This is a genomic window from Morganella sp. BCCO 40_0007, from assembly GCF_032989665.1.
Taxonomy (GTDB): Bacteria; Pseudomonadota; Gammaproteobacteria; order Enterobacterales; family Enterobacteriaceae; genus Morganella; species Morganella sibonii.
The window spans coordinates 41979-59097 of the sequence record NZ_JAVBIN010000014.1; the positions used below are offsets into that span (position 1 = coordinate 41979).

Here is a 17119-nt window from a genome sequence, read left to right on the forward strand (position 1 = left end):
ATACCTGCTTTTCAGAATAGACCGCTGGTGCCGGATAAACCGGAATTGCTATTTTTACAAATCGGAGAAATACCCTGTAAAAAAACGGAAACTAATATAATGAAATTAAAGACAATCTCTGCTCTTGCTGTATCTGCTGTTGTTCTGGCCGGTTGCCAGAATATGAATTATGACAGCCTGGCACAGTCCGGCGGCCAGTTATTTCAGGCAGCAACCCTGTCTGATGCGGATATGATAAAGCTGTCTGATGGCGCCTGCAAAGAGATGGATGCGCAAAATCAGGTTGCACCGGCATCCGGAAAATATGCGGCCCGCATGGAAAAAATCGCCAAATCATTAGGTTCTGATGTAAACGGAACCAAAGTGAACTACAAAGTCTATATGACCAATGAACCGAATGCCTGGGCGATGGCGAACGGCTGTGTCCGTGTCTACAGCGGCCTGATGGATATCATGAATGATAATGAAATCGAAGGTGTTCTGGGACATGAATTAGGGCATGTCGGTCTCGGTCATACGAAGAAAGCCATGCAGGTCGCTTATGCGGCCGTGGCGGCAAAAACCGCAGCAGGTTCAGCAGGGGGGATCGCGTCCCAGCTGAGCAATTCTCAGTTTGCTGATATGGGTGTAAAACTGGTTAATGCCCAGTTCTCTCAGCTTCAGGAAACAGAAGCGGATAATTATTCTTATGATCTGCTGAAAAAACGCGGTATTTCCACTGAAGGTCTGGCAACCGGATTTGAAAAGCTCTCGAAAATGGACAAAGGGCAGAACAGTATGTTTGATTCTCACCCGCCGACCACAGAGCGCGCAGAAAATATCCGTAAACGGATTGCAGAAGATAAAAAGTAATTATTCCTCATAATAAAGACGTGATACCGTTTGGTATCACGTCTTCAGGGATAAAAACATAAAATTATCTTATTTTTATAATCTTAATTTTAAATTATGCAATATTAAATATTGCATGGTTGGGTATTTGGATATAAAAAATATTAGTTATTTTTCAATAAATCATTAGTATGTATAATTATTTTTAATATAATTATTATTGCTGATATTTTATTAAAAAGGATGTATGTTGTGGCTTATAGATATGATAGTGATCTGACTTTTCTTTCTGAATGTAGTGATAAAGAGTTAGATGACCTGGTGTATTGTTTGACGCATGATAAAGACGGTGAAAAACGATGGACTGAGGAATTAACTGAAACGGCAAATTATAAAAATAATTATCCGCAGCATAGCCTGTATTGGCAAGAGATTGCTGCTGAAATTCAATGCTTTGGCGCTAATACGTTTGCTACCATGTTCAGAGGCGGAAAAGGTGTTTTTTACCGTGAGGTTCTGACTGATGTCTGTGACAAATTAAAGGTTAACTATAACAAATCCTCTGAAATAGAAGTTATTGAAAATAATTTACTGATGAAAATAATGACTGATGCCCTTTCTTCTATGTCTCCGGAACAAATCAGTGAACTGGGCGCTGAGCTTGGTATTAAAAACACGTCAGGATTAACATCTCAAATGTTAACTGCAAGTTTTCAGGCTATATTCAGAGCTGGTGGATTTAAGTCGTATCAGCTGACTGTTATTATTGTTAATCAGATAATGAAAGCGTTAATAGGCAGAGGACTGACATTTGCTGGAAATGCCACCTTAATGAGGACGATGTCAATTTTAGCCGGACCGGTAGGATGGGCAATTACAGGTATATGGACGGCAGTGGATATCGGCAGTGCTGCATACAGGGTCACTATTCCTGCTGTTATTCAGGTTGCTTTTCTCAGGACACAGCAGGCTGCAAAATTAGCCAATGAAATCAGCTTTGATTAACCGGATGTTCTAAAAAACAGCTCCCGGTATTAAGAAACCGGGAGCTGTTTTGATCATTAAGACAAAATCAGTTCTTTTTCCCGTGATTTCTCATGGATCCAGTCACTGAATTTCCGCAGGTTGAGTGATCCTTTTTTGTCCTCTTTATAGGTGAGAACAAAGCGGTTGCCGGTACTCATCGGCAGGTCACACGGGATCACCAAATCGCCGTTTTCCAGATCTTTCTGGATAGCGAAGCGCGGCAGCAGCGCCACACCGAGATTCGAACGGATAGCAGAGATCAGCATTGAAAGCAGATCAAAGCGCGGGCCGACCCGGGTTTTCGGGTTGTGAATACCCGATAGCTGGAACCAGTCACTCCAGGCGTCGAGGCGGGTGGTCTGATGCAGCAGGGTGAATTCTTCCAGCAGCTGACCGGTGGTGAGTTTGATCGTGTCATCCCGCCACAGCATGCGGCTGCACACCGGTACCAGTTCTTCCTCAAACAGATATTCAAAATCCGGCCACGGATTGCAGAAATCCTCACGCATGATCGCGGCATCGTATTTCAGACTGGTAAAATCGGCCGGTGTGGTTAATGCACTGATACTTAATGCGATTTCCGGATGTTTTTCACGGAAACTCTGTAAGTTCGGGATCAGCCAGTGTGTACTGAAGGTTGGTGTCACCGCCAGTTCAAACAGTTGCTGTGATGACTGCCAGGACATAATATCCTGGGTGTCTTTTTCCAGTTTATCCAGGGTGTCATGCACCAGTCCGAGGTAATGTTTGCCGGCATCACTGAGGAAAATACGTTTGCGGACGTGATGAAACAGCGACACATTCAGAAATTCTTCCAGCGCGGCAATCTGGCGGAAAACCGCACTCTGAGTCAGTGATAATTCTTCCGCTGCTCTGGTGTAGCTTTCATACTGTGCAACAGCTTCAAAGGTGATCAGTAAATCCGTTTTCGGGATCTTCTTTCGCATAGCGTTTTACTCCCTAAAAATATAATCCATTTTACCGGATGGGGGATGGCGGCAGGGTGAAACCGCTGCCGGCCTGATGCCCCATATGACAATACATGCTGCATGCGGCATCAATGACGGACATGGCTAATGCCGCGCCGCTGCCTTCACCCAGCCGGAGATCCAAATATAAGAAAGGTTTGATACCGAGTTGCTCAAGCGCGATACCCGCGCCTTTCTCGGCAGAAAAGTGGGACGGGATCAGATAGTCCCGGACCGCAGGCGCCAGACGGCAGGCTGCGATTGCGCAGGCGTAAGATAAAAAGCCGTCGAGCACGACAGGAATACCGCAGGCCGCGGCACCCAGAATGACACCGGTCATCCCCGTCAGATCATATCCTCCGACTTTGGCGAGCACATCAATGGCATCTGCCGGGTCAGGATTGTTGACTGCGATAGCCTGCCGGACCACCGCTTCTTTGTGGGAAACGCGATCCAGCGGCAGATTGGCGCCAATCCCGACCGTATCATGCGGATCAAGCCCGCACAGGACACTGATCATAGCAGAGGCCGGTGTGGTATTGGCAATGCCCAGCTCACCGGTGCCGACAACACGGATACCGGCGGCAACCCGTTGTTTTACCAGCTCTGCACTGGCAACCAGCAGATGTTCCGCATCGGCGTAAGACATTGCCGGGCCTTTGGCGATATTGCCGCAGCCGCGTGCCAGTTTCAGGGAAATCATGTTATCGATAGGGTCGCAGTCAATACCGATATCCACCGGCAGCACGCTGGTTCCGTTACTGCGGGCAACGGCACAGACGCCGGTCAGCTGTTTCTGAATATTGCGCGCCTGGATCGCGGTGACTTCCTGCGGGGTGACGGCGACGCCTTCTGCAAATACGCCGTGATCCGCGCACATCACAATAATTTCTTTCTGCAGATTATCCGGATGCTCAATCCCCGGCATACCGGCAAGACGAATCGCGAGCTCCTCAAGCCGTCCGAGACTGCGCGGCGGTTTTGCCAGTCCGTTGATATGCTGCTCTGCCGCCTGCATGGCTGCGTGATCCGGGGATGGGATCGCCCGGATCAGGTCTTTCAGTGTTGTCATTTTTCTTATGCTCACATTCTGTTTTTATAATCAAACAACAGGCGTAAAACAGGATCGCCCGTTAAATACAGCTAATGTCATAAATCCGTCGCGGCATTCCGCCACACTGTAACTGTCCTGTTCACAGGGAAACTGCCACATGGCCTCTGCGGGCAGGCCGAACCAGCGGGTAATAATCAGCCCGAGCACGCCTTTGTGGGCGACAATCAGGCGGGTTGCCGGGGTTTCTGATGCTTCCCGGCGCAGTTCGTCCGCTGCCGCCTGAACCCTGGCCGCAAACTGCGGAAACGGCTCTCCGCCGGTGGGTGCGGCATGCTGCCAGTCCTTCATCCAGGTGTCCCAGTCAGCCGGGAAACGGGCGGCAATCTCACTGTAATGCTGCATTTCCCACTCTCCGAAGTGCATCTCATTGAGGCGCGGATCACAGTGATAGTGATGATTTTCCGGCGGGCGGATGTATTCCGCTGTCTGTCTTGCCCGCTGTAATTCACTGATCAGTATAGTATCTATCTGAATATCCCGCAGATAAGAGGCCACGGTTGCCGCCTGATGGTGACCGTGTTCCGTCAGCGGTAAATCCGTGCTGCCGTAGAACAGACCGTCTTTGTTTCCTGCGGTTTCCCCGTGGCGGACCAGGATAAAGCGGCTGATGCTCATCCCGTCTACATCCAGAACAGTGCGAGCAGAAAGATGATTTCCCCGCACTCTTCAGCAGCACCGAGGGTATCCCCGGTCTGCCCGCCGAGGTGGTGGCGGAAATAACGCCCCAGCCCGTAAATGATAAAGGCGGTGACAATCAGGGCACCGAGGGCTTTCATCCCGCCCGCAACAGTGACAATCACCGCGCCGGTGGCGAGAGTGATGACAAACTGGCGCAGACTGATGCGGCCGATATAAATATTACCCATGCCTTCCCCCTCACGGGCATAGCGCTGGTTGTACATCACCAGCGACATACAGGTGCGGCCTGCGACCGGGGCGCAAATCAGTAATCCGGCGGCGGCAGTCAGCGAAAGGGAAGAGGAGGCGAGGAGCTCATACGCGGCTGCGGATTTTGCCATCAGGGCAAAAATCAGTGCCAGACAGCCATGTGTACCGATACGGCTGTCGCGCATGATCTCCAGCATTCTTTCACGTTTGCGGGCGGAAAAAATACCGTCACAGGTATCCGCCAGGCCGTCGAGGTGAAAACCGCCGGTGATCAGGATCAGCGCCAGCACATAGCCCAGTGCGGCAATCAGCGGACTGTGTGCCGCTCCTGCTATCCATACGGTAAGCAGTGCCGCAATCACCCCGGCAATCAGTCCGACGACCGGGAAAAAGGGTACGCCGCGCCCGTACTGCTGAAATTCAGTACCTTCACTCCAGCGCTGCGGCACCGGAATACGGGTGATAAACTGAAGCGTGGCCCACAGGTATTTCAGATTCATTTGATCTGAACTCCGATCCCGGAAACCACCAGCCAGACCTGTTCGGCCTGACGGGCGAGTTTTTGGTTAATACGTCCGGCGATATCGACAAAATGGCGTGCCAGCCGGTTTTCCGGTGTGATGCTCATTCCCAGTTCGTTGGTGACGATATATACCGGACATTCGCTCTCTTTGCAGGCGTCAATAATATGGTCGATTTCGCTGTTGATGCCGATCTCCAGTTTCGCATAATCCAGCGTGTCCGGGTCCGCACCGCCTGATGCGTCATACAGCAGATTGGCAATCAGCGTGGTGATACATTCCAGCATCACCCCTTCGCCGGGTTTGCGTTCATAGCGGATCGCATGAGCAATGTTTTTAAAACCCTCCCACGTACGCCAGTGCTGCGGGCGATCGGCTTTATGGCGTGCCACGCGGGCAGCCATTTCATCATCCGTTATTACGGAGGTGGCGATATAGAGTGCACTGTGACAGCGGTTATCCACCAGTTCCTCGGCAAAACTGCTTTTACCGCTGCGGGCGCCGCCGGTAATCAAAATCATGCTGTTTTCTCCTTGTGCGCATACATCAGACGGCAGATTTCATCAATATTGAGGTGTTCTCTCATCTGTTGCGCCAGAATATTAAACTGCTGCTCTTTGTGCAATGCGTAGTCAAATGTGCTTTCAGGCAGCGGTTCCAGCCCTTTCCTGTTCCGCAGCTGATTGAGCAGCGGACGGGTAAAATTATTCCGGTCAAAAATACCGTGCAGATAAGAGCCCATCACACTGCCGTCCGGACTGACCGCGCCGTCAGCATGGTTGCACGGCTCGCGGTTTTTCTCGTGCATTTGTGCGAACGGAATGGCATCCGGGCCGGTTTCAGACACGCCCATGTGGATCTCATAGCCGCTGATCGGTTCACCCTGACAGGCAGACCAGATCCCCGGCAGTGTGCCGCACACGGTACCGGCTGTTTGGGTGGTATTTTTTTCCGGTGAGAAGCGGGTGGTGATATCGAGCAGCCCCAGTCCCGGTAAGTCGGATAATCCGGATTCCACATCGTCATAAATATGTTTGCCGAGGATCTGATAGCCGCCGCAGATCCCTGCAACCGGTGTGCCCTGTGCATGGCGGGTGAGGATGGCTTTATCCATTCCTTTCTGGCGCAGCCACAGCAGGTCACCGAGGGTATTTTTGCTGCCGGGGATAATCAGCAGATCCGGCTCACCGACCAGCAGCGGATCGGATTCATAACGCAGACGGACATCCGGCTGGGCGGCAAGGGCATTGAAATCGGTGAAATTGGCAATGTGCGGCAGCTGAACCACCACAATATCCAGCACTTCTTCGGTTTTGCCGTCATATTTACCGACCTGTAACGCGACGCCGTCCTCATCTTCCAGATCCACATCCAGCCACGGCAGGACGCCGAGTACCGGAACGTGAGTCAGATCTTCGATTTTCTTAATGCCCGGCATCAGCAGAGCGACATCACCGCGGAATTTATTGATGATCACGCCGATCACCCGCGCGCGTTCGTCATCGGCCAGCAGGGCGAGTGTGCCGTAAATGGAGGCGAACACACCACCGCGATCGATATCCGCCACCAGGATCACCGGCGCGTCGATCATCTCCGCCATGCCCATATTCACAATATCACCATCGCGCAGATTGATTTCCGCCGGGCTGCCCGCGCCTTCCAGCACAATGATGTCGTGCTCGGAAGCCAGGTCATTGTAAACATCGCGGATCATGGTTTTCAGCTGCGGTTTATAAAGGTGATATTCCGCCGCATCCATATTTTGCGCGACTTTTCCCATCAGGATGACCTGGGATTTGCGGTCAGAGGTCGGTTTGAGTAAAACCGGATTCATGCGCACATCCGGTTCAATACCGGCGGCTTCCGCCTGAAAGATCTGCGCGCGGCCCATCTCTTTACCGTCACGGGTGATCCCCGAGTTCAGCGCCATATTCTGTGATTTGAACGGTGCACAGCGATGCCCGTCCTGAGAGAAAATCCGGCAGAACCCGGCGACTAATACACTTTTTCCGACATCGGAAGCAGTACCCTGGATCATCAGTGAAAATGTCATGCCATTACCTCGTGTGTTCCGGCGGCGGGGGTTGTCTGCTGCTGCAATTGTGCAAACAGCGCCTGTTCAGTTTTGCACAGCGGCAGTCCGGTTTCGCAGTGAAGTTTGACCAGCCACGGCTGTTCCAGCCCGGCGGCGGTGATCATCTCTTTTTGCAGGAAAACGGATTCCGGTGCACCGTGACCGCACACTTCGCCGTGCGACATCACGTAAATACCATCACAGACCTGATAAATCAGGTCAATGTCATGGCTGGAAATCACAATGTGCTTACCGGCAGCGGCAATGCGGGCAAGCAGATCGATCATCTGCTGCCGGCCGGCCGGGTCCAGTCCGGCGGTGGGTTCATCGAGCAGCAGATAGTCTGACTGCATCACCAGCGCCCCGGCGATAGCCACGCGCTTTTTCTGCCCGAAGCTCAGGTGCTGTACCGGTTTGTCGCGGAAGGCGAGGGCATCGACCAGCCGCAGTGCCTCATCTGTCCGGCGTTTGATCTCATCTTCTTCCACCCCGAGATTGCGCAGGGCAAACGCAATATCACTGTCGACATCGGTGTAGAAAATCTGCATATCCGGGTCCTGAAAGACGGTCACGACGTGCTGACGGAGTTCCAGCAGTGATTTTTTATCGTATTTCAGCGGGTTACCGCGCCAGAGTACCTGACCGTCCTGTGGCTTCAGAATACCGGACAGGTTCATAAACAGGGTGGATTTTCCGCAGCCGTTGGCACCGATAATACCGGTGATCTGAGACGCGCCGAAATCCATGGTCAGGTTTTTCAGGATATTATCGTCCTGATAGCGGAATGTGAGACCGCTGACGGCTAATTGCGGATGATGATTCACAGGTGGAAATCTCCCTGATAGAGCTTCACATTCAGTGCGACGGACATTTGCTGATAGCGCATCATCACGCGGGAAAACAGCATGGTGACCAGCATCGCCAGTGAGCGGTAGCCGGTGCGCAGATTGCGGTAGCCGAAGCGCAGGGACTGTGCGTGATAAATAACGGCGGCCTCTTCCAGAAAAATAAAGATAAAGCGCCAGGTCAGCAGGATCTGTTCGATCAGCACCAGCGGCAGACGGCCGCGTTTCATCAGTTTGATCAGTTGCTCAAACGGCATATTGAGCATAAACCAGAATGTGGCGGCGAGGGCGGCCATGCTGCGCCAGAAAGTCTGATTGGCGGTTGCCAGACCGGCGGGATCAAGACCGGCCCAGTACTGACCAATCTGTACGCCCCACAACATCGTGTCCGGTGTGCGGGAAAAGGAGACAATAATGGCCACCAGACCCACCGCCAGAAAACTGAACGGGATCAGCAGCCATTTCAGATAGCGGAGCGGCGATACCCGCAGTAACCAGCAGGTAAACGCCGCAATACACAACAGCAAAGCCGCCTGGCCTGCCGGCGGCAGGCTCATGGCCAGAACCATCATCACAACCCAGAAAGCGAATTTCGCTACCGGATCGCGCTGGCGCCAGCGGCTTTGATAACTCAGGGCATCAAGACTTTGCATTTTTCCGGCCGCTGCGGTAATAACCGAGCACATAGAAAATCACAGCCGTGCCGAGACAGCCCTGGAGCGTAAACAGCAGGCTCTCGATTTCACCGCTGGCCGGTTCATACAGAGACTCAAACCAGGGTTCATAATCCGGTGCGATAGCCAGGATCTGCTGCTCTGCCTGATCATCTGAACCGCCGTATTCACCGCCGTGGTCGATAAAGAACGGGATGATAAAAATCGCAACAGTCAGAAACAGTAAAATCAGTGTCTTTTTCATGCCCGCACCTCGTTACCCACCAGGTTACGTTTCACCAGCTGATCATAAACCAGTACCGTCAGCAGCCCTTCCGCAATGGCAATCGGTACCTGGGTCAGACAGAAGATCCCCATGAACTTCAGAATTGCCGCACCCATTCCCATCTGCGGATCAGGGAAAGCAACCCCGAGCTGCACCGAGGTGACAAAATAGGTGGTTAAATCCGCTATCACCGCGACAAGGAAGACGCAGATATCCTTACGCCAGCCCAGTTTAGTGGTGAAACGCCAGACCAGATAACCGACGATCGGTCCGATCACCGCCATCGACATACCGTTGGCACCGAGGGTGGTCAGTCCGCCGTGTGCCAGCAATAATGCCTGGAACAGCAGCACGATGGAGCCGAGCACGGCCACCACGGATGGCCCGAACAGGATCACCGCCAGTGCCACCCCGGTAGGGTGAGAGCAGCTGCCGGTCACTGACGGGATTTTCAGCGCGGAAAGGACAAAGATAAAGGCACCGCACAGCGCCAGCAGGACTTTCTGGTTGGCATCTTCCTGAACAATCGCTTTAAGGCGGATAATCCCCGCGCCGAGGAACGGCAGGAATATCAGCCACCAGGCAATCGCCCACATCGGCGGTAAAAAGCCCTCCATGATATGCATGGCAAAGGCTTCCTGGGGTGCAATCATCAGCAGAATTGTGACGGCGGCACCGGTTAACGAGAACTTTGTGAGTTTCTGTTGCATAACAACCTCACCGAATTATTTCCGGGTTTTATTAATTAATACCGTTGAGAAATAAGGCAGTGTCTGTTCGTCGTCGATCTCATCCAGGCGCCGCCAGCACTGTTCACTTTCCAGTGTGGCATCGGCCATCAGGATGGCATGATCAAACAAATCATGGCGGCGGAGCAGATCGCGTACCTGTTGTAAACGACCATAGACTTTCATTAACACAATGCATTCATGATGCGTGATCGCATGCTCCAGCTCTTCCGGAGATGCGGTGCACGACATGACGGCAAGGCTCTGGTTTTCCATTGCCAGCGGGACAATTGCCCGTGATGCGATAGCGGCAAAAGAGGTCACGCCCGGAATCACTTCCAGCCATGGCTGATTGCCGATACGCTCAAGCAGGGAAACCCAGGTACTGAACAGCATGGAATCACCCAGGGTGATAAAGCCGACTTTCTTACCGTCAGCCACATCGTCCTGAATCACTTGCGCGACTTCATCCCAGACTGCTTCTTTCGCTTCCTGCGAGGCTTTCATCAGGAAGTGATAGGTTTTCACCGTGGTTTTACCGGTGATATACGGGGCGACAATGGTATGCGCCAGGCTCGGGGCATCTTTTTTACCGGCCGGTGCATACAGGATATCCAGCTCACCGATAATCCGTGCGCCGCGTACCGTGATAAGATCACTGGCACCGGGACCGGTGCCGATGGCATAAAGTCTGCCCTGTGGTTTTTCTGTTTGCTGACTCATGTGCGGATATTACTCCCCGTTATCCATTGTCTGCGCCAGGTGTTCGACAAACATCTGACGGATCATATTGTTCTCACCCATACCCTGTAACCACGCGGTTGCCTCAATTCCGGCCTGTTCCAGTTGTGTTTTCCAGGAGTCTTCCTCATCGGAGGCCATATCGTTAATCGCGTGGTCACCGGCGACCAGCATCAGCGGCATCAGATGCACTTTGCGGACGTTTTCTGCTTTCAGACCTTTAATAATCAGGTCGATTTCCGGATAGCTTTCCACTGCGCCGACACGGGCCGGGAAGCCGCTGCCGGTCATCATGTGATCCAGACAGGCATAGGCAGAGAAGGCATGGTGAGTGGCACCGTGACCCATAAAGACCACGCGCTCATCTTCTTTCAGTTCCGGCATCTGGGAGTGCAGGGCATCAATCAGGAGGGAATAATCCTCAAAACTGCTCAGCAGCGGTTTGCCCACGCGCAGATAGCGGAAGAACGGACGGTATTTTTCGACCTGGCTGACGATCTTTTCGTACTCATCCCCGTTAATCACATGCAGTGACTGGATAGCCACATCCTCATAACCCTGCTCATGCAGATGGCGTAATGCCTCTTCCGGGTTACTGATATGCAGGTTATCGCGCTCTTTTAACCTGCGGATAATCATGCCGGAGGTGAACGCGCGGAAAAAATCACGGCCGGGGAACGCTGCCGCGAGCTGCTTTTCACAGCTTTCGATATTTTTTTCACGGGTTTCCGCGTAACTGGTGCCGAAACTAATCACTAATAACGCTTTTTTCATCTCATAACCTCAGTAAATCAACAGACAGAAAAACGGGATATCAGATACTGCTCTACCCCATAAAGATCCTGCAATTCAGTCACATCGCCGGATACCCGGGTCTGCGGGCGGACCACGACAATGCAGGGAATACCCAGCGCCAGACAAGGGACGACTTTTTCACTGAATCCGCCCTGTGTGCCGGATTCTTTGGTGATCACCACATCCGCGCCGCAGTAACGGTAAAACGCTTCATTAAACTCCGCTGAAAACGGCCCTTTGAGGGCAAAAATCTGGTCAATGGTCATCCCGTAAGATTCACACTGCGCCAGCACATCCTGTGTCGGCAGTACCCGTGCCAGCACGGTTTTTCCCGGCAGGCGGGCAAGATAATCTGCCAGCTGTTTACTGCCGGTGGTCAGCAGAACCCGCTGACCGAGTGTCATGGCAATCTCACAGGCGCTGTCAATCGATTCCGTTTTATAAATCAGCGGGTTATCAACTGTATCAATATCACTCGGGCGGTTATAGCGCACCAGCGGAATACCCAGTTCGCGCTGCACCTGCAAAATAGTATCGCTGAGTATTGCCGCATAAGGATGCGAGAGATCCGCCAGCAGGCGGACTCCGTGACGGCGGCAGTAATCCGCCATCGCCTGTGCATCCATGCGGCCTTCCCGGATCTCACCCTGCAATCCGGCTGCCTGCTGACGGCCTGCGGCGGTGGCGACAGAGAGCCGGTAGCGGACCCCCTGAGCATCCAGACGCTCACAAAGCAGGCGGGCATCACTCGTCCCGCCGAAAATCAGCAGTCTGCCGTCATTCACAGTTTGTATCCCCGTGGTGTGATCATCAGATCATTACTGATATACGTAGACTGGTTGCCGACAATCACCAGACTGGTCATATCCACGCGGTCAAATTCCATCTCACCGAAGGTGGTGATCCATTTCTCTTCTTTCTTACGGGCAGCGGCTTTCACCACGCCGATCGGGGTGGTGGCAGCTTTGAACGGTGCCATCAGTTCAAAGGCACGGGCCAGATGACCTTCGCGGCCCAGGCTGCGCGGGTTATAGAAACAGATAACAAAATCGGCTTCGGCGGCCGCTTTGATGCGTTTCTCAATGACTTCCCACGGCGTGAGCAGGTCGCTCAGGCTGATGTGGCAGAAGTCATGCATCAGCGGGGCACCCAGCAGAGAGGCGGCGGCGATACTGGCGGTAATGCCCGGCACCACACGGACCTGAATATCGAGCTTCTCTTTGGTGACGATTTCGAGGATAAGCCCGGCCATGCCGTAAATCCCGGCATCACCGCTGCACACCATCGCGACGTTTTTCCCTTCCTGAGCAAGCTCAATGGCCAGGTGGCAGCGTTCGACTTCTTTGCGCATGCCGGTTTTGATCACTTCTTTGTCGCCCACCAGAGGTTTCACCAGATGGGTATAGGTTTTATACCCGACGACCACTTCCGCTTCTTTCAGTGCGGTGACGGCTTCTTCGGTCATCATGGCTTCACTGCCGGGGCCAATGCCTATAACGGTTAACATACTGTTTCTGCTCCTAACGTAATGGTGATCCCCCGGGTCTTACAGGTTTGCCCTATCAGACAGCCTTTGCTCATCAGCCAGGCGACCGGCCGGGATACACTCCCGACACCCGTGGTTTTTTTAACAAATTCTGATTCCGGGAACTGTGCCGCCACAGGGGCCAGCTCCTCAGCACTGAATACGGTAAACGGCACCTGATAACGGGCAGCCAGCGCCAGCAGGGCGGGCTCCTGTGCTTTCAGGGTAATACTGCCGATAGCACGGACGGCTTCCGGCAGCAGGTTGTTCTCAGCCAGTTGTTCAGCAAACAGCTGCTGAACCTCGTCTGCATTGGTATCTCTGCGGCAGCCCATACCGGCAATAATCCGGCGCGGTATCAGCTTGTAAACCGGCACCGGCAGCATAATTTCTTCGCGGCGGTAACTGACATACACCAGCGCATCCAGTTCCGGCAGAGAACGCAAATCAGCCACCGGGATAAGCCCCGGTAACGCGTATTTGTCCTGCTCCGCCGCCATATCCGGATGCCACCAGATACCGATGCGCTCTCCGCTGACCATCATCTGGTTCAGGGTTTTGACGGTGTTGCGGAAATCGGAGAAAGTGGCATCCATATCCCGTGCCAGCAGATCAAAACTGGTGACCTGATTCACGTCCGTGGCGGTGGTGATCACCGCCTGTCCGCCGATTCTGCCCGCCAGCCAGGCGGCCAGTTCATTGGCACCGCCGAGATGGCCGGAGAGCAGGCTGATCACATGCTGTCCTTTCTCATCCATCACGATCACGGCCGGGTCACTCATTTTGTCCTGAATCACCGGTGCCAGTACCCGGACGGTAATACCGGTCGCGCCGATGACAATCAGAGCGTCATTCTCTGCAAATGCCTGCTGTAAGGTCGCGGCAAAGCCGTCACGGAACGGCTCAAAGCCCTCCGACACCAGTTTTTCGCTGGTGTAACAGGTGACAGGGAGCAACGGGCGGATCTTTTCCGCCAGTGCTTTACCGCCCGGTGTCAGGCAAAACAGCGCAATGCGCTTACCGCGAGGCTTTGCGGTACTCATGGCTGAAGCCTGCGTCATACAGTTTTGAATAGTGATACTCGTCGCCGAGGAACGGCCCGACCAGAATCAGCGCGGTTTTGCGGATTTTCGCTTCACGCACGGCAACGGTGATTTCCGCCAGTGTGCTGCGCAGCACCTGACAATCCGGCCAGGTTGCCTTATACACCACCGCCACCGGGGTGGTTTCCGGATAACCGCCTTCGGTCAGTTGTTCCACCACACCTTTGATATCCTGAACTGACAGGAAAATCGCCATTGAGGTCTGGTGAGCGGCAAAGCTGCGCAGACTCTCTTTCGGCGGCATCGGTGTGCGCCCCTCGATACGGGTAATAATCAGGCTCTGCGATACTTCCGGTACGGTGTATTCCACACCCAGTTCCGCAGCGGCACCGAGGAATGAACTGACGCCCGGGATCGCGCTGAAACCGATATTGTGTTCTGACAGCACTTCACCCTGTTCGCGGATAGAGCCGTAAAGGGAGAGATCACCGGTTTGCAGGCGCACCACCAGTTTGTGGCTTTTCACACCGTCAACCATCACGGTGATGATGTCGTCGAGGGTCATCGCGGCGCTGTCGTAGCTTTCGACGCCGTCTTTGCAATAGTCCAGCAGATCAGTATTGATAAGCGAACCGGCATAAATGACGATGTCAGCCTGTTGTAAAATACGGTAGCCTTTCAGGGTGATAAGACTGATATCCCCCGGACCGGCTCCGACAAACCAGACTTTCTGACGGTCAAACTGTTCAGCCACAACGCGCCTCCTTACGGCAGGAAATAAGATAGGTAGGATTATTCGGTTTAAAATAATAACTGTGTCCCAGCGCGGTCATATTTCCGGCCTGTAATTCACAGCAGTCCAGTTCGCTCACCACACACTGTTTCAGGTGTGCGATGGCTTGTGTCAGGTTATCCAGCAGGATAAAGGTCATCACCAGGGTGCCGTCGCTGTGCAGATGATCAAGAGACCAGTCGATAATCTCCGTGAGATTGCCGCCGGTGCCGCCGACAAACACGGCATCTGCTTTTTCAGCCAGTTCCACCGGTGCATACGCGTCAATTACGCGGATTTGCGGGCAGCGGAAGTGATGGCAGTTCTCTTTGATAAGTGCGATGGCTTCCGGTTTTTTCTCGATAGCAATAATTTCAAGCGCCGGATGGCTGAGTGCCGCTTCAATCGAAACACTGCCGGTGCCCGCACCCACATCAATCAGGCGCTGCGCACCCTGTAAATCCAGCCGTGACAGGGCGAGTGCTCTCACCGGCTCTTTGGTCATCGGGATCTGCTGCCCGCGTAAAAACAGTTCGTCTTTCATCAGGCCACGCTGCCCCGCTTATCAATTAACACCACATTCATGTTGTAATCACCGGTGACCTCTTCTGCATTGAGAATGGTGATCCGCTCATTCCGGCCGGAAAGATTTTCCCCGATGATCATCCGCCGGGTCTGGCCGCGCAGCAGGATTTCGGCGGCGATTTCTTTCGGGCCGATCTTACTGTCGGTCACCATACCGATACGCTCATGGGCGAGCAGCCAGTCAAAATCGGGGCTGCGGTTGTGGCTGCTGGTGAGATAAATATCATTCATATCCATCCCCGCGCGGGAACACAGATATTGTACCGAGCTGATACCCGGCACTATCTGCACCTGTTCCGGTGCAAAGGTTTCGCTGATGCGTTTGCCGATGCCGAAAAACATCGGGTCACCGGAGGCCAGTATGACAATGCGGCGATCAAGACGCTCTGCTATCCAGCTCATCAGGCCGCTGATATCCGCATCGATGACGCGGGTTTCTGTCGTCAGCCCGGCAAATTCATCCAGATGGCGCTGACCGCCGATTAAAATGTCTGCACCGGAAATCACATCCGCTGCCCGCCGGGTCAGATATGCTTCTGAGCCGGGGCCCACGCCTGTCACATAAATCATCGGAATCCCTCCGTTATGGCGCTCAGCGGACGGTTGGTCCCCAGCACCTGATTATCAAACGAGAACAGAATGGCATCGCAGTGCGGCGGCTCATCGGAGAAACGCAGCATCTGATTAATCCGGTCACAGATTTTTTCTGCGATCCGCGGGTAAACAGCCTGCCAGCCCTGCGCATTGATCAGTTCAATTGCGGCTTCGGTGGTGGTGCAGCCGTCCACTTCCTGTAATAACGAGAGCGGGGCGCCAATCAGCGCGAGGTTGGCAATCAGGGTTTCCATCCGCGCATCCGCAATATGGCTGTGGGTGTGGAAAATCCCTGCGGCAATTTTGACCAGCTTGCCGAAATGCCCGAGGATCACCACCTGCTCAAACTTCAGCCGCGTGGCCTCCTGCAACATATAACCGACAAAGTTACTCATGGTGACGACATAGGCGCCGTCCAGTCCGAGCTGTTCGCTGACAAACCGTTCGCCGTGGTTACCCGGCACCAGGAAAACGCGGGTCATGCCCTGCGCGCGTTTCATTTCCAGCTCAATGGACAGGGAGCGTTTCCAGCTCTCTTCTGACATCGGCGTGACAATACCGCTGGTGCCGATAACAGAAATACCGCCGAGAATACCGAGGCGGCCGTTATAGGTTTTCTTCGCCCGTTCTTCCCCTTCCGGTGCGAAGATGGTGACATCCGCACCCCGGTTCGGGCCGATAGCTTCACGTACCGCTGCTTCAATGGTCTGACGCGGGGTTTTGTTGATGGCGGCATCACCGATTGGCAGTCCGACACCGACTTTGGTCACCCGGCCGACACCTTCGCCGCCGTCAAGGGTGATCACACCGCTGTCATTGAGCGCGACCCGGGCGAAAATCAGCATGCCGTGTGTGGCATCAATATCGTCGCCGCCATCTTTGCGGATAGCGGCAGTGGCGGATTGTCCGCAAATCAGCGGATCTTCCACATTCAGGTTCAGCGTCACGCCGGACGGTGTGACAATCGAAACCTGCTGAATTACTTCCTGACGCAACACCATCAGCGCCGCCACTTTGGCGGCGGCAGTGGCACAGGAGCCGGTGGTATACCCTTTTCTCAGTGCCTTGCCCTTGTGCCAGACGACGCCGGTGCCGTTATCGTCAGGGGCTGTGGTGTTTTCCTGCGTCAT

General features: G+C 53.6%; 21 protein-coding genes. 2 read left to right on the forward strand and 19 right to left on the reverse strand.

What is annotated here, in order from left to right:
• The first annotated feature begins 99 nt into the window (after nt 1–99).
• Nucleotides 100–852 carry a M48 family metalloprotease gene (locus R5268_RS16740; protein WP_107679495.1) on the forward strand — a complete coding sequence of 251 codons (753 nt, stop codon included), beginning with the start codon at nt 100–102 and terminating at the stop codon, nt 850–852.
• 222 nt (nt 853–1074) lie between these two features.
• Nucleotides 1075–1836: a DUF3944 domain-containing protein gene (locus R5268_RS16745; RefSeq protein ID WP_410795842.1), complete on the forward strand. Its 762-nt coding sequence runs from the start codon at nt 1075–1077 to the stop codon at nt 1834–1836.
• Between the two features lie 56 nt (nt 1837–1892).
• On the opposite strand, the gene R5268_RS16750 is transcribed toward R5268_RS16745, so the two are convergent.
• From R5268_RS16750 to cbiD, 19 genes are read right to left on the reverse strand one after another with little or no spacing between them, the layout of a single operon-like run.
• Nucleotides 1893–2804 carry a LysR substrate-binding domain-containing protein gene (locus R5268_RS16750; RefSeq protein WP_046891986.1) on the reverse strand — a complete coding sequence of 304 codons (912 nt, stop codon included), beginning with the start codon at nt 2802–2804 and terminating at the stop codon, nt 1893–1895.
• A 31-nt stretch (nt 2805–2835) separates the two neighbouring features.
• Nucleotides 2836–3897 carry a nicotinate-nucleotide--dimethylbenzimidazole phosphoribosyltransferase gene (gene cobT / locus R5268_RS16755; protein WP_046891987.1) on the reverse strand — a complete coding sequence of 354 codons (1062 nt, stop codon included), beginning with the start codon at nt 3895–3897 and terminating at the stop codon, nt 2836–2838.
• Nucleotides 3898–3927: 30 nt separating this feature from the next.
• Nucleotides 3928–4554: an alpha-ribazole phosphatase gene (cobC, locus tag R5268_RS16760; protein WP_317419840.1), complete on the reverse strand. Its 627-nt coding sequence runs from the start codon at nt 4552–4554 to the stop codon at nt 3928–3930.
• A gap of 5 nt (nt 4555–4559) precedes the next feature.
• The gene (cobS, locus tag R5268_RS16765; RefSeq protein WP_046891989.1) at nt 4560–5327 is read right to left on the reverse strand and encodes an adenosylcobinamide-GDP ribazoletransferase; all 768 of its coding nucleotides are present in this window, start codon (nt 5325–5327) and stop codon (nt 4560–4562) included.
• Nucleotides 5324–5869, reverse strand: a complete 546-nt coding sequence (cobU, locus tag R5268_RS16770) for a bifunctional adenosylcobinamide kinase/adenosylcobinamide-phosphate guanylyltransferase (RefSeq protein ID WP_045139127.1) — start codon at nt 5867–5869, stop codon at nt 5324–5326. The genes cobS and cobU overlap by 4 nt, the downstream gene beginning before the upstream one ends.
• Complete coding sequence (locus R5268_RS16775; RefSeq protein WP_317419844.1) at nt 5866–7401, reverse strand: cobyric acid synthase; 1536 nt, start codon at nt 7399–7401, stop codon at nt 5866–5868. Before R5268_RS16775 ends, cobU begins: the two co-directional genes overlap by 4 nt.
• Nucleotides 7398–8246 (reverse strand): ATP-binding cassette domain-containing protein, encoded by an 849-nt coding sequence (locus R5268_RS16780; RefSeq protein WP_054424501.1) that lies wholly within the window; start codon nt 8244–8246, stop codon nt 7398–7400. Before R5268_RS16780 ends, R5268_RS16775 begins: the two co-directional genes overlap by 4 nt.
• A complete protein-coding gene (locus R5268_RS16785; RefSeq protein WP_277313202.1) occupies nt 8243–8920 on the reverse strand; it encodes an energy-coupling factor ABC transporter transmembrane protein in 678 nt (225 codons plus the stop codon). Before R5268_RS16785 ends, R5268_RS16780 begins: the two co-directional genes overlap by 4 nt.
• Nucleotides 8907–9185 (reverse strand): energy-coupling factor ABC transporter substrate-binding protein, encoded by a 279-nt coding sequence (locus tag R5268_RS16790; RefSeq protein ID WP_046891993.1) that lies wholly within the window; start codon nt 9183–9185, stop codon nt 8907–8909. The genes R5268_RS16785 and R5268_RS16790 overlap by 14 nt, the downstream gene beginning before the upstream one ends.
• Nucleotides 9182–9916 carry an energy-coupling factor ABC transporter permease gene (locus R5268_RS16795; protein ID WP_314047391.1) on the reverse strand — a complete coding sequence of 245 codons (735 nt, stop codon included), beginning with the start codon at nt 9914–9916 and terminating at the stop codon, nt 9182–9184. Before R5268_RS16795 ends, R5268_RS16790 begins: the two co-directional genes overlap by 4 nt.
• A gap of 15 nt (nt 9917–9931) precedes the next feature.
• Nucleotides 9932–10657, reverse strand: coding sequence for a cobalt-factor II C(20)-methyltransferase (locus R5268_RS16800; RefSeq protein ID WP_317419849.1), 726 nt, complete (start codon nt 10655–10657; stop codon nt 9932–9934).
• A 9-nt stretch (nt 10658–10666) separates the two neighbouring features.
• The gene (cbiK, locus tag R5268_RS16805; protein WP_107679488.1) at nt 10667–11449 is read right to left on the reverse strand and encodes a sirohydrochlorin cobaltochelatase; all 783 of its coding nucleotides are present in this window, start codon (nt 11447–11449) and stop codon (nt 10667–10669) included.
• 17 nt (nt 11450–11466) lie between these two features.
• Entirely contained in the window at nt 11467–12255 is a 789-nt protein-coding gene (locus tag R5268_RS16810; protein ID WP_317419852.1) for a cobalt-precorrin-6A reductase, read from the reverse strand.
• On the reverse strand, nt 12252–12977 hold the full coding sequence (locus R5268_RS16815) for a precorrin-3B C(17)-methyltransferase (protein ID WP_046891998.1): 726 nt from the start codon (nt 12975–12977) through the stop codon (nt 12252–12254). The genes R5268_RS16810 and R5268_RS16815 overlap by 4 nt, the downstream gene beginning before the upstream one ends.
• Entirely contained in the window at nt 12971–14038 is a 1068-nt protein-coding gene (locus tag R5268_RS16820) for a cobalt-precorrin 5A hydrolase (protein WP_317419854.1), read from the reverse strand. The genes R5268_RS16815 and R5268_RS16820 overlap by 7 nt, the downstream gene beginning before the upstream one ends.
• Nucleotides 14013–14792 (reverse strand): cobalt-precorrin-4 methyltransferase, encoded by a 780-nt coding sequence (locus tag R5268_RS16825; protein ID WP_036408525.1) that lies wholly within the window; start codon nt 14790–14792, stop codon nt 14013–14015. The genes R5268_RS16820 and R5268_RS16825 overlap by 26 nt, the downstream gene beginning before the upstream one ends.
• Nucleotides 14785–15354: a decarboxylating cobalt-precorrin-6B (C(15))-methyltransferase gene (locus R5268_RS16830; RefSeq protein WP_317419856.1), complete on the reverse strand. Its 570-nt coding sequence runs from the start codon at nt 15352–15354 to the stop codon at nt 14785–14787. Before R5268_RS16830 ends, R5268_RS16825 begins: the two co-directional genes overlap by 8 nt.
• Entirely contained in the window at nt 15354–15965 is a 612-nt protein-coding gene (locus tag R5268_RS16835; protein ID WP_052926969.1) for a cobalt-precorrin-7 (C(5))-methyltransferase, read from the reverse strand. The genes R5268_RS16830 and R5268_RS16835 overlap by 1 nt, the downstream gene beginning before the upstream one ends.
• Nucleotides 15962–17119, reverse strand: a complete 1158-nt coding sequence (gene cbiD, locus R5268_RS16840) for a cobalt-precorrin-5B (C(1))-methyltransferase CbiD (protein WP_046892002.1) — start codon at nt 17117–17119, stop codon at nt 15962–15964. Before cbiD ends, R5268_RS16835 begins: the two co-directional genes overlap by 4 nt.

What these genes read in the sequence shown, in the direction of transcription:
- cobC (WP_317419840.1), bottom strand. Translation starts at nt 4,554, where the DNA reads ATGAGCATCAGCCGCTTTATCCTGGTCCGCCACGGGGAAACCGCAGGA.
- R5268_RS16750 (WP_046891986.1), bottom strand. Translation starts at nt 2,804, where the DNA reads ATGCGAAAGAAGATCCCGAAAACGGATTTACTGATCACCTTTGAAGCT.
- cobU (WP_045139127.1), bottom strand. Translation starts at nt 5,869, where the DNA reads ATGATTTTGATTACCGGCGGCGCCCGCAGCGGTAAAAGCAGTTTTGCC.
- R5268_RS16785 (WP_277313202.1), bottom strand. Translation starts at nt 8,920, where the DNA reads ATGCAAAGTCTTGATGCCCTGAGTTATCAAAGCCGCTGGCGCCAGCGC.
- R5268_RS16835 (WP_052926969.1), bottom strand. Translation starts at nt 15,965, where the DNA reads ATGATTTATGTGACAGGCGTGGGCCCCGGCTCAGAAGCATATCTGACC.
- R5268_RS16800 (WP_317419849.1), bottom strand. Translation starts at nt 10,657, where the DNA reads ATGAGTCAGCAAACAGAAAAACCACAGGGCAGACTTTATGCCATCGGC.
- R5268_RS16815 (WP_046891998.1), bottom strand. Translation starts at nt 12,977, where the DNA reads ATGTTAACCGTTATAGGCATTGGCCCCGGCAGTGAAGCCATGATGACC.
- cbiK (WP_107679488.1), bottom strand. Translation starts at nt 11,449, where the DNA reads ATGAAAAAAGCGTTATTAGTGATTAGTTTCGGCACCAGTTACGCGGAA.
- R5268_RS16795 (WP_314047391.1), bottom strand. Translation starts at nt 9,916, where the DNA reads ATGCAACAGAAACTCACAAAGTTCTCGTTAACCGGTGCCGCCGTCACA.
- cobS (WP_046891989.1), bottom strand. Translation starts at nt 5,327, where the DNA reads ATGAATCTGAAATACCTGTGGGCCACGCTTCAGTTTATCACCCGTATT.
- R5268_RS16820 (WP_317419854.1), bottom strand. Translation starts at nt 14,038, where the DNA reads ATGAGTACCGCAAAGCCTCGCGGTAAGCGCATTGCGCTGTTTTGCCTG.
- R5268_RS16790 (WP_046891993.1), bottom strand. Translation starts at nt 9,185, where the DNA reads ATGAAAAAGACACTGATTTTACTGTTTCTGACTGTTGCGATTTTTATC.
- R5268_RS16740 (WP_107679495.1), top strand. Translation starts at nt 100, where the DNA reads ATGAAATTAAAGACAATCTCTGCTCTTGCTGTATCTGCTGTTGTTCTG.
- R5268_RS16745 (WP_410795842.1), top strand. Translation starts at nt 1,075, where the DNA reads ATGTATGTTGTGGCTTATAGATATGATAGTGATCTGACTTTTCTTTCT.
- cobT (WP_046891987.1), bottom strand. Translation starts at nt 3,897, where the DNA reads ATGACAACACTGAAAGACCTGATCCGGGCGATCCCATCCCCGGATCAC.
- cbiD (WP_046892002.1), bottom strand. Translation starts at nt 17,119, where the DNA reads ATGACGCAGGAAAACACCACAGCCCCTGACGATAACGGCACCGGCGTC.
- R5268_RS16775 (WP_317419844.1), bottom strand. Translation starts at nt 7,401, where the DNA reads ATGACATTTTCACTGATGATCCAGGGTACTGCTTCCGATGTCGGAAAA.
- R5268_RS16830 (WP_317419856.1), bottom strand. Translation starts at nt 15,354, where the DNA reads ATGAAAGACGAACTGTTTTTACGCGGGCAGCAGATCCCGATGACCAAA.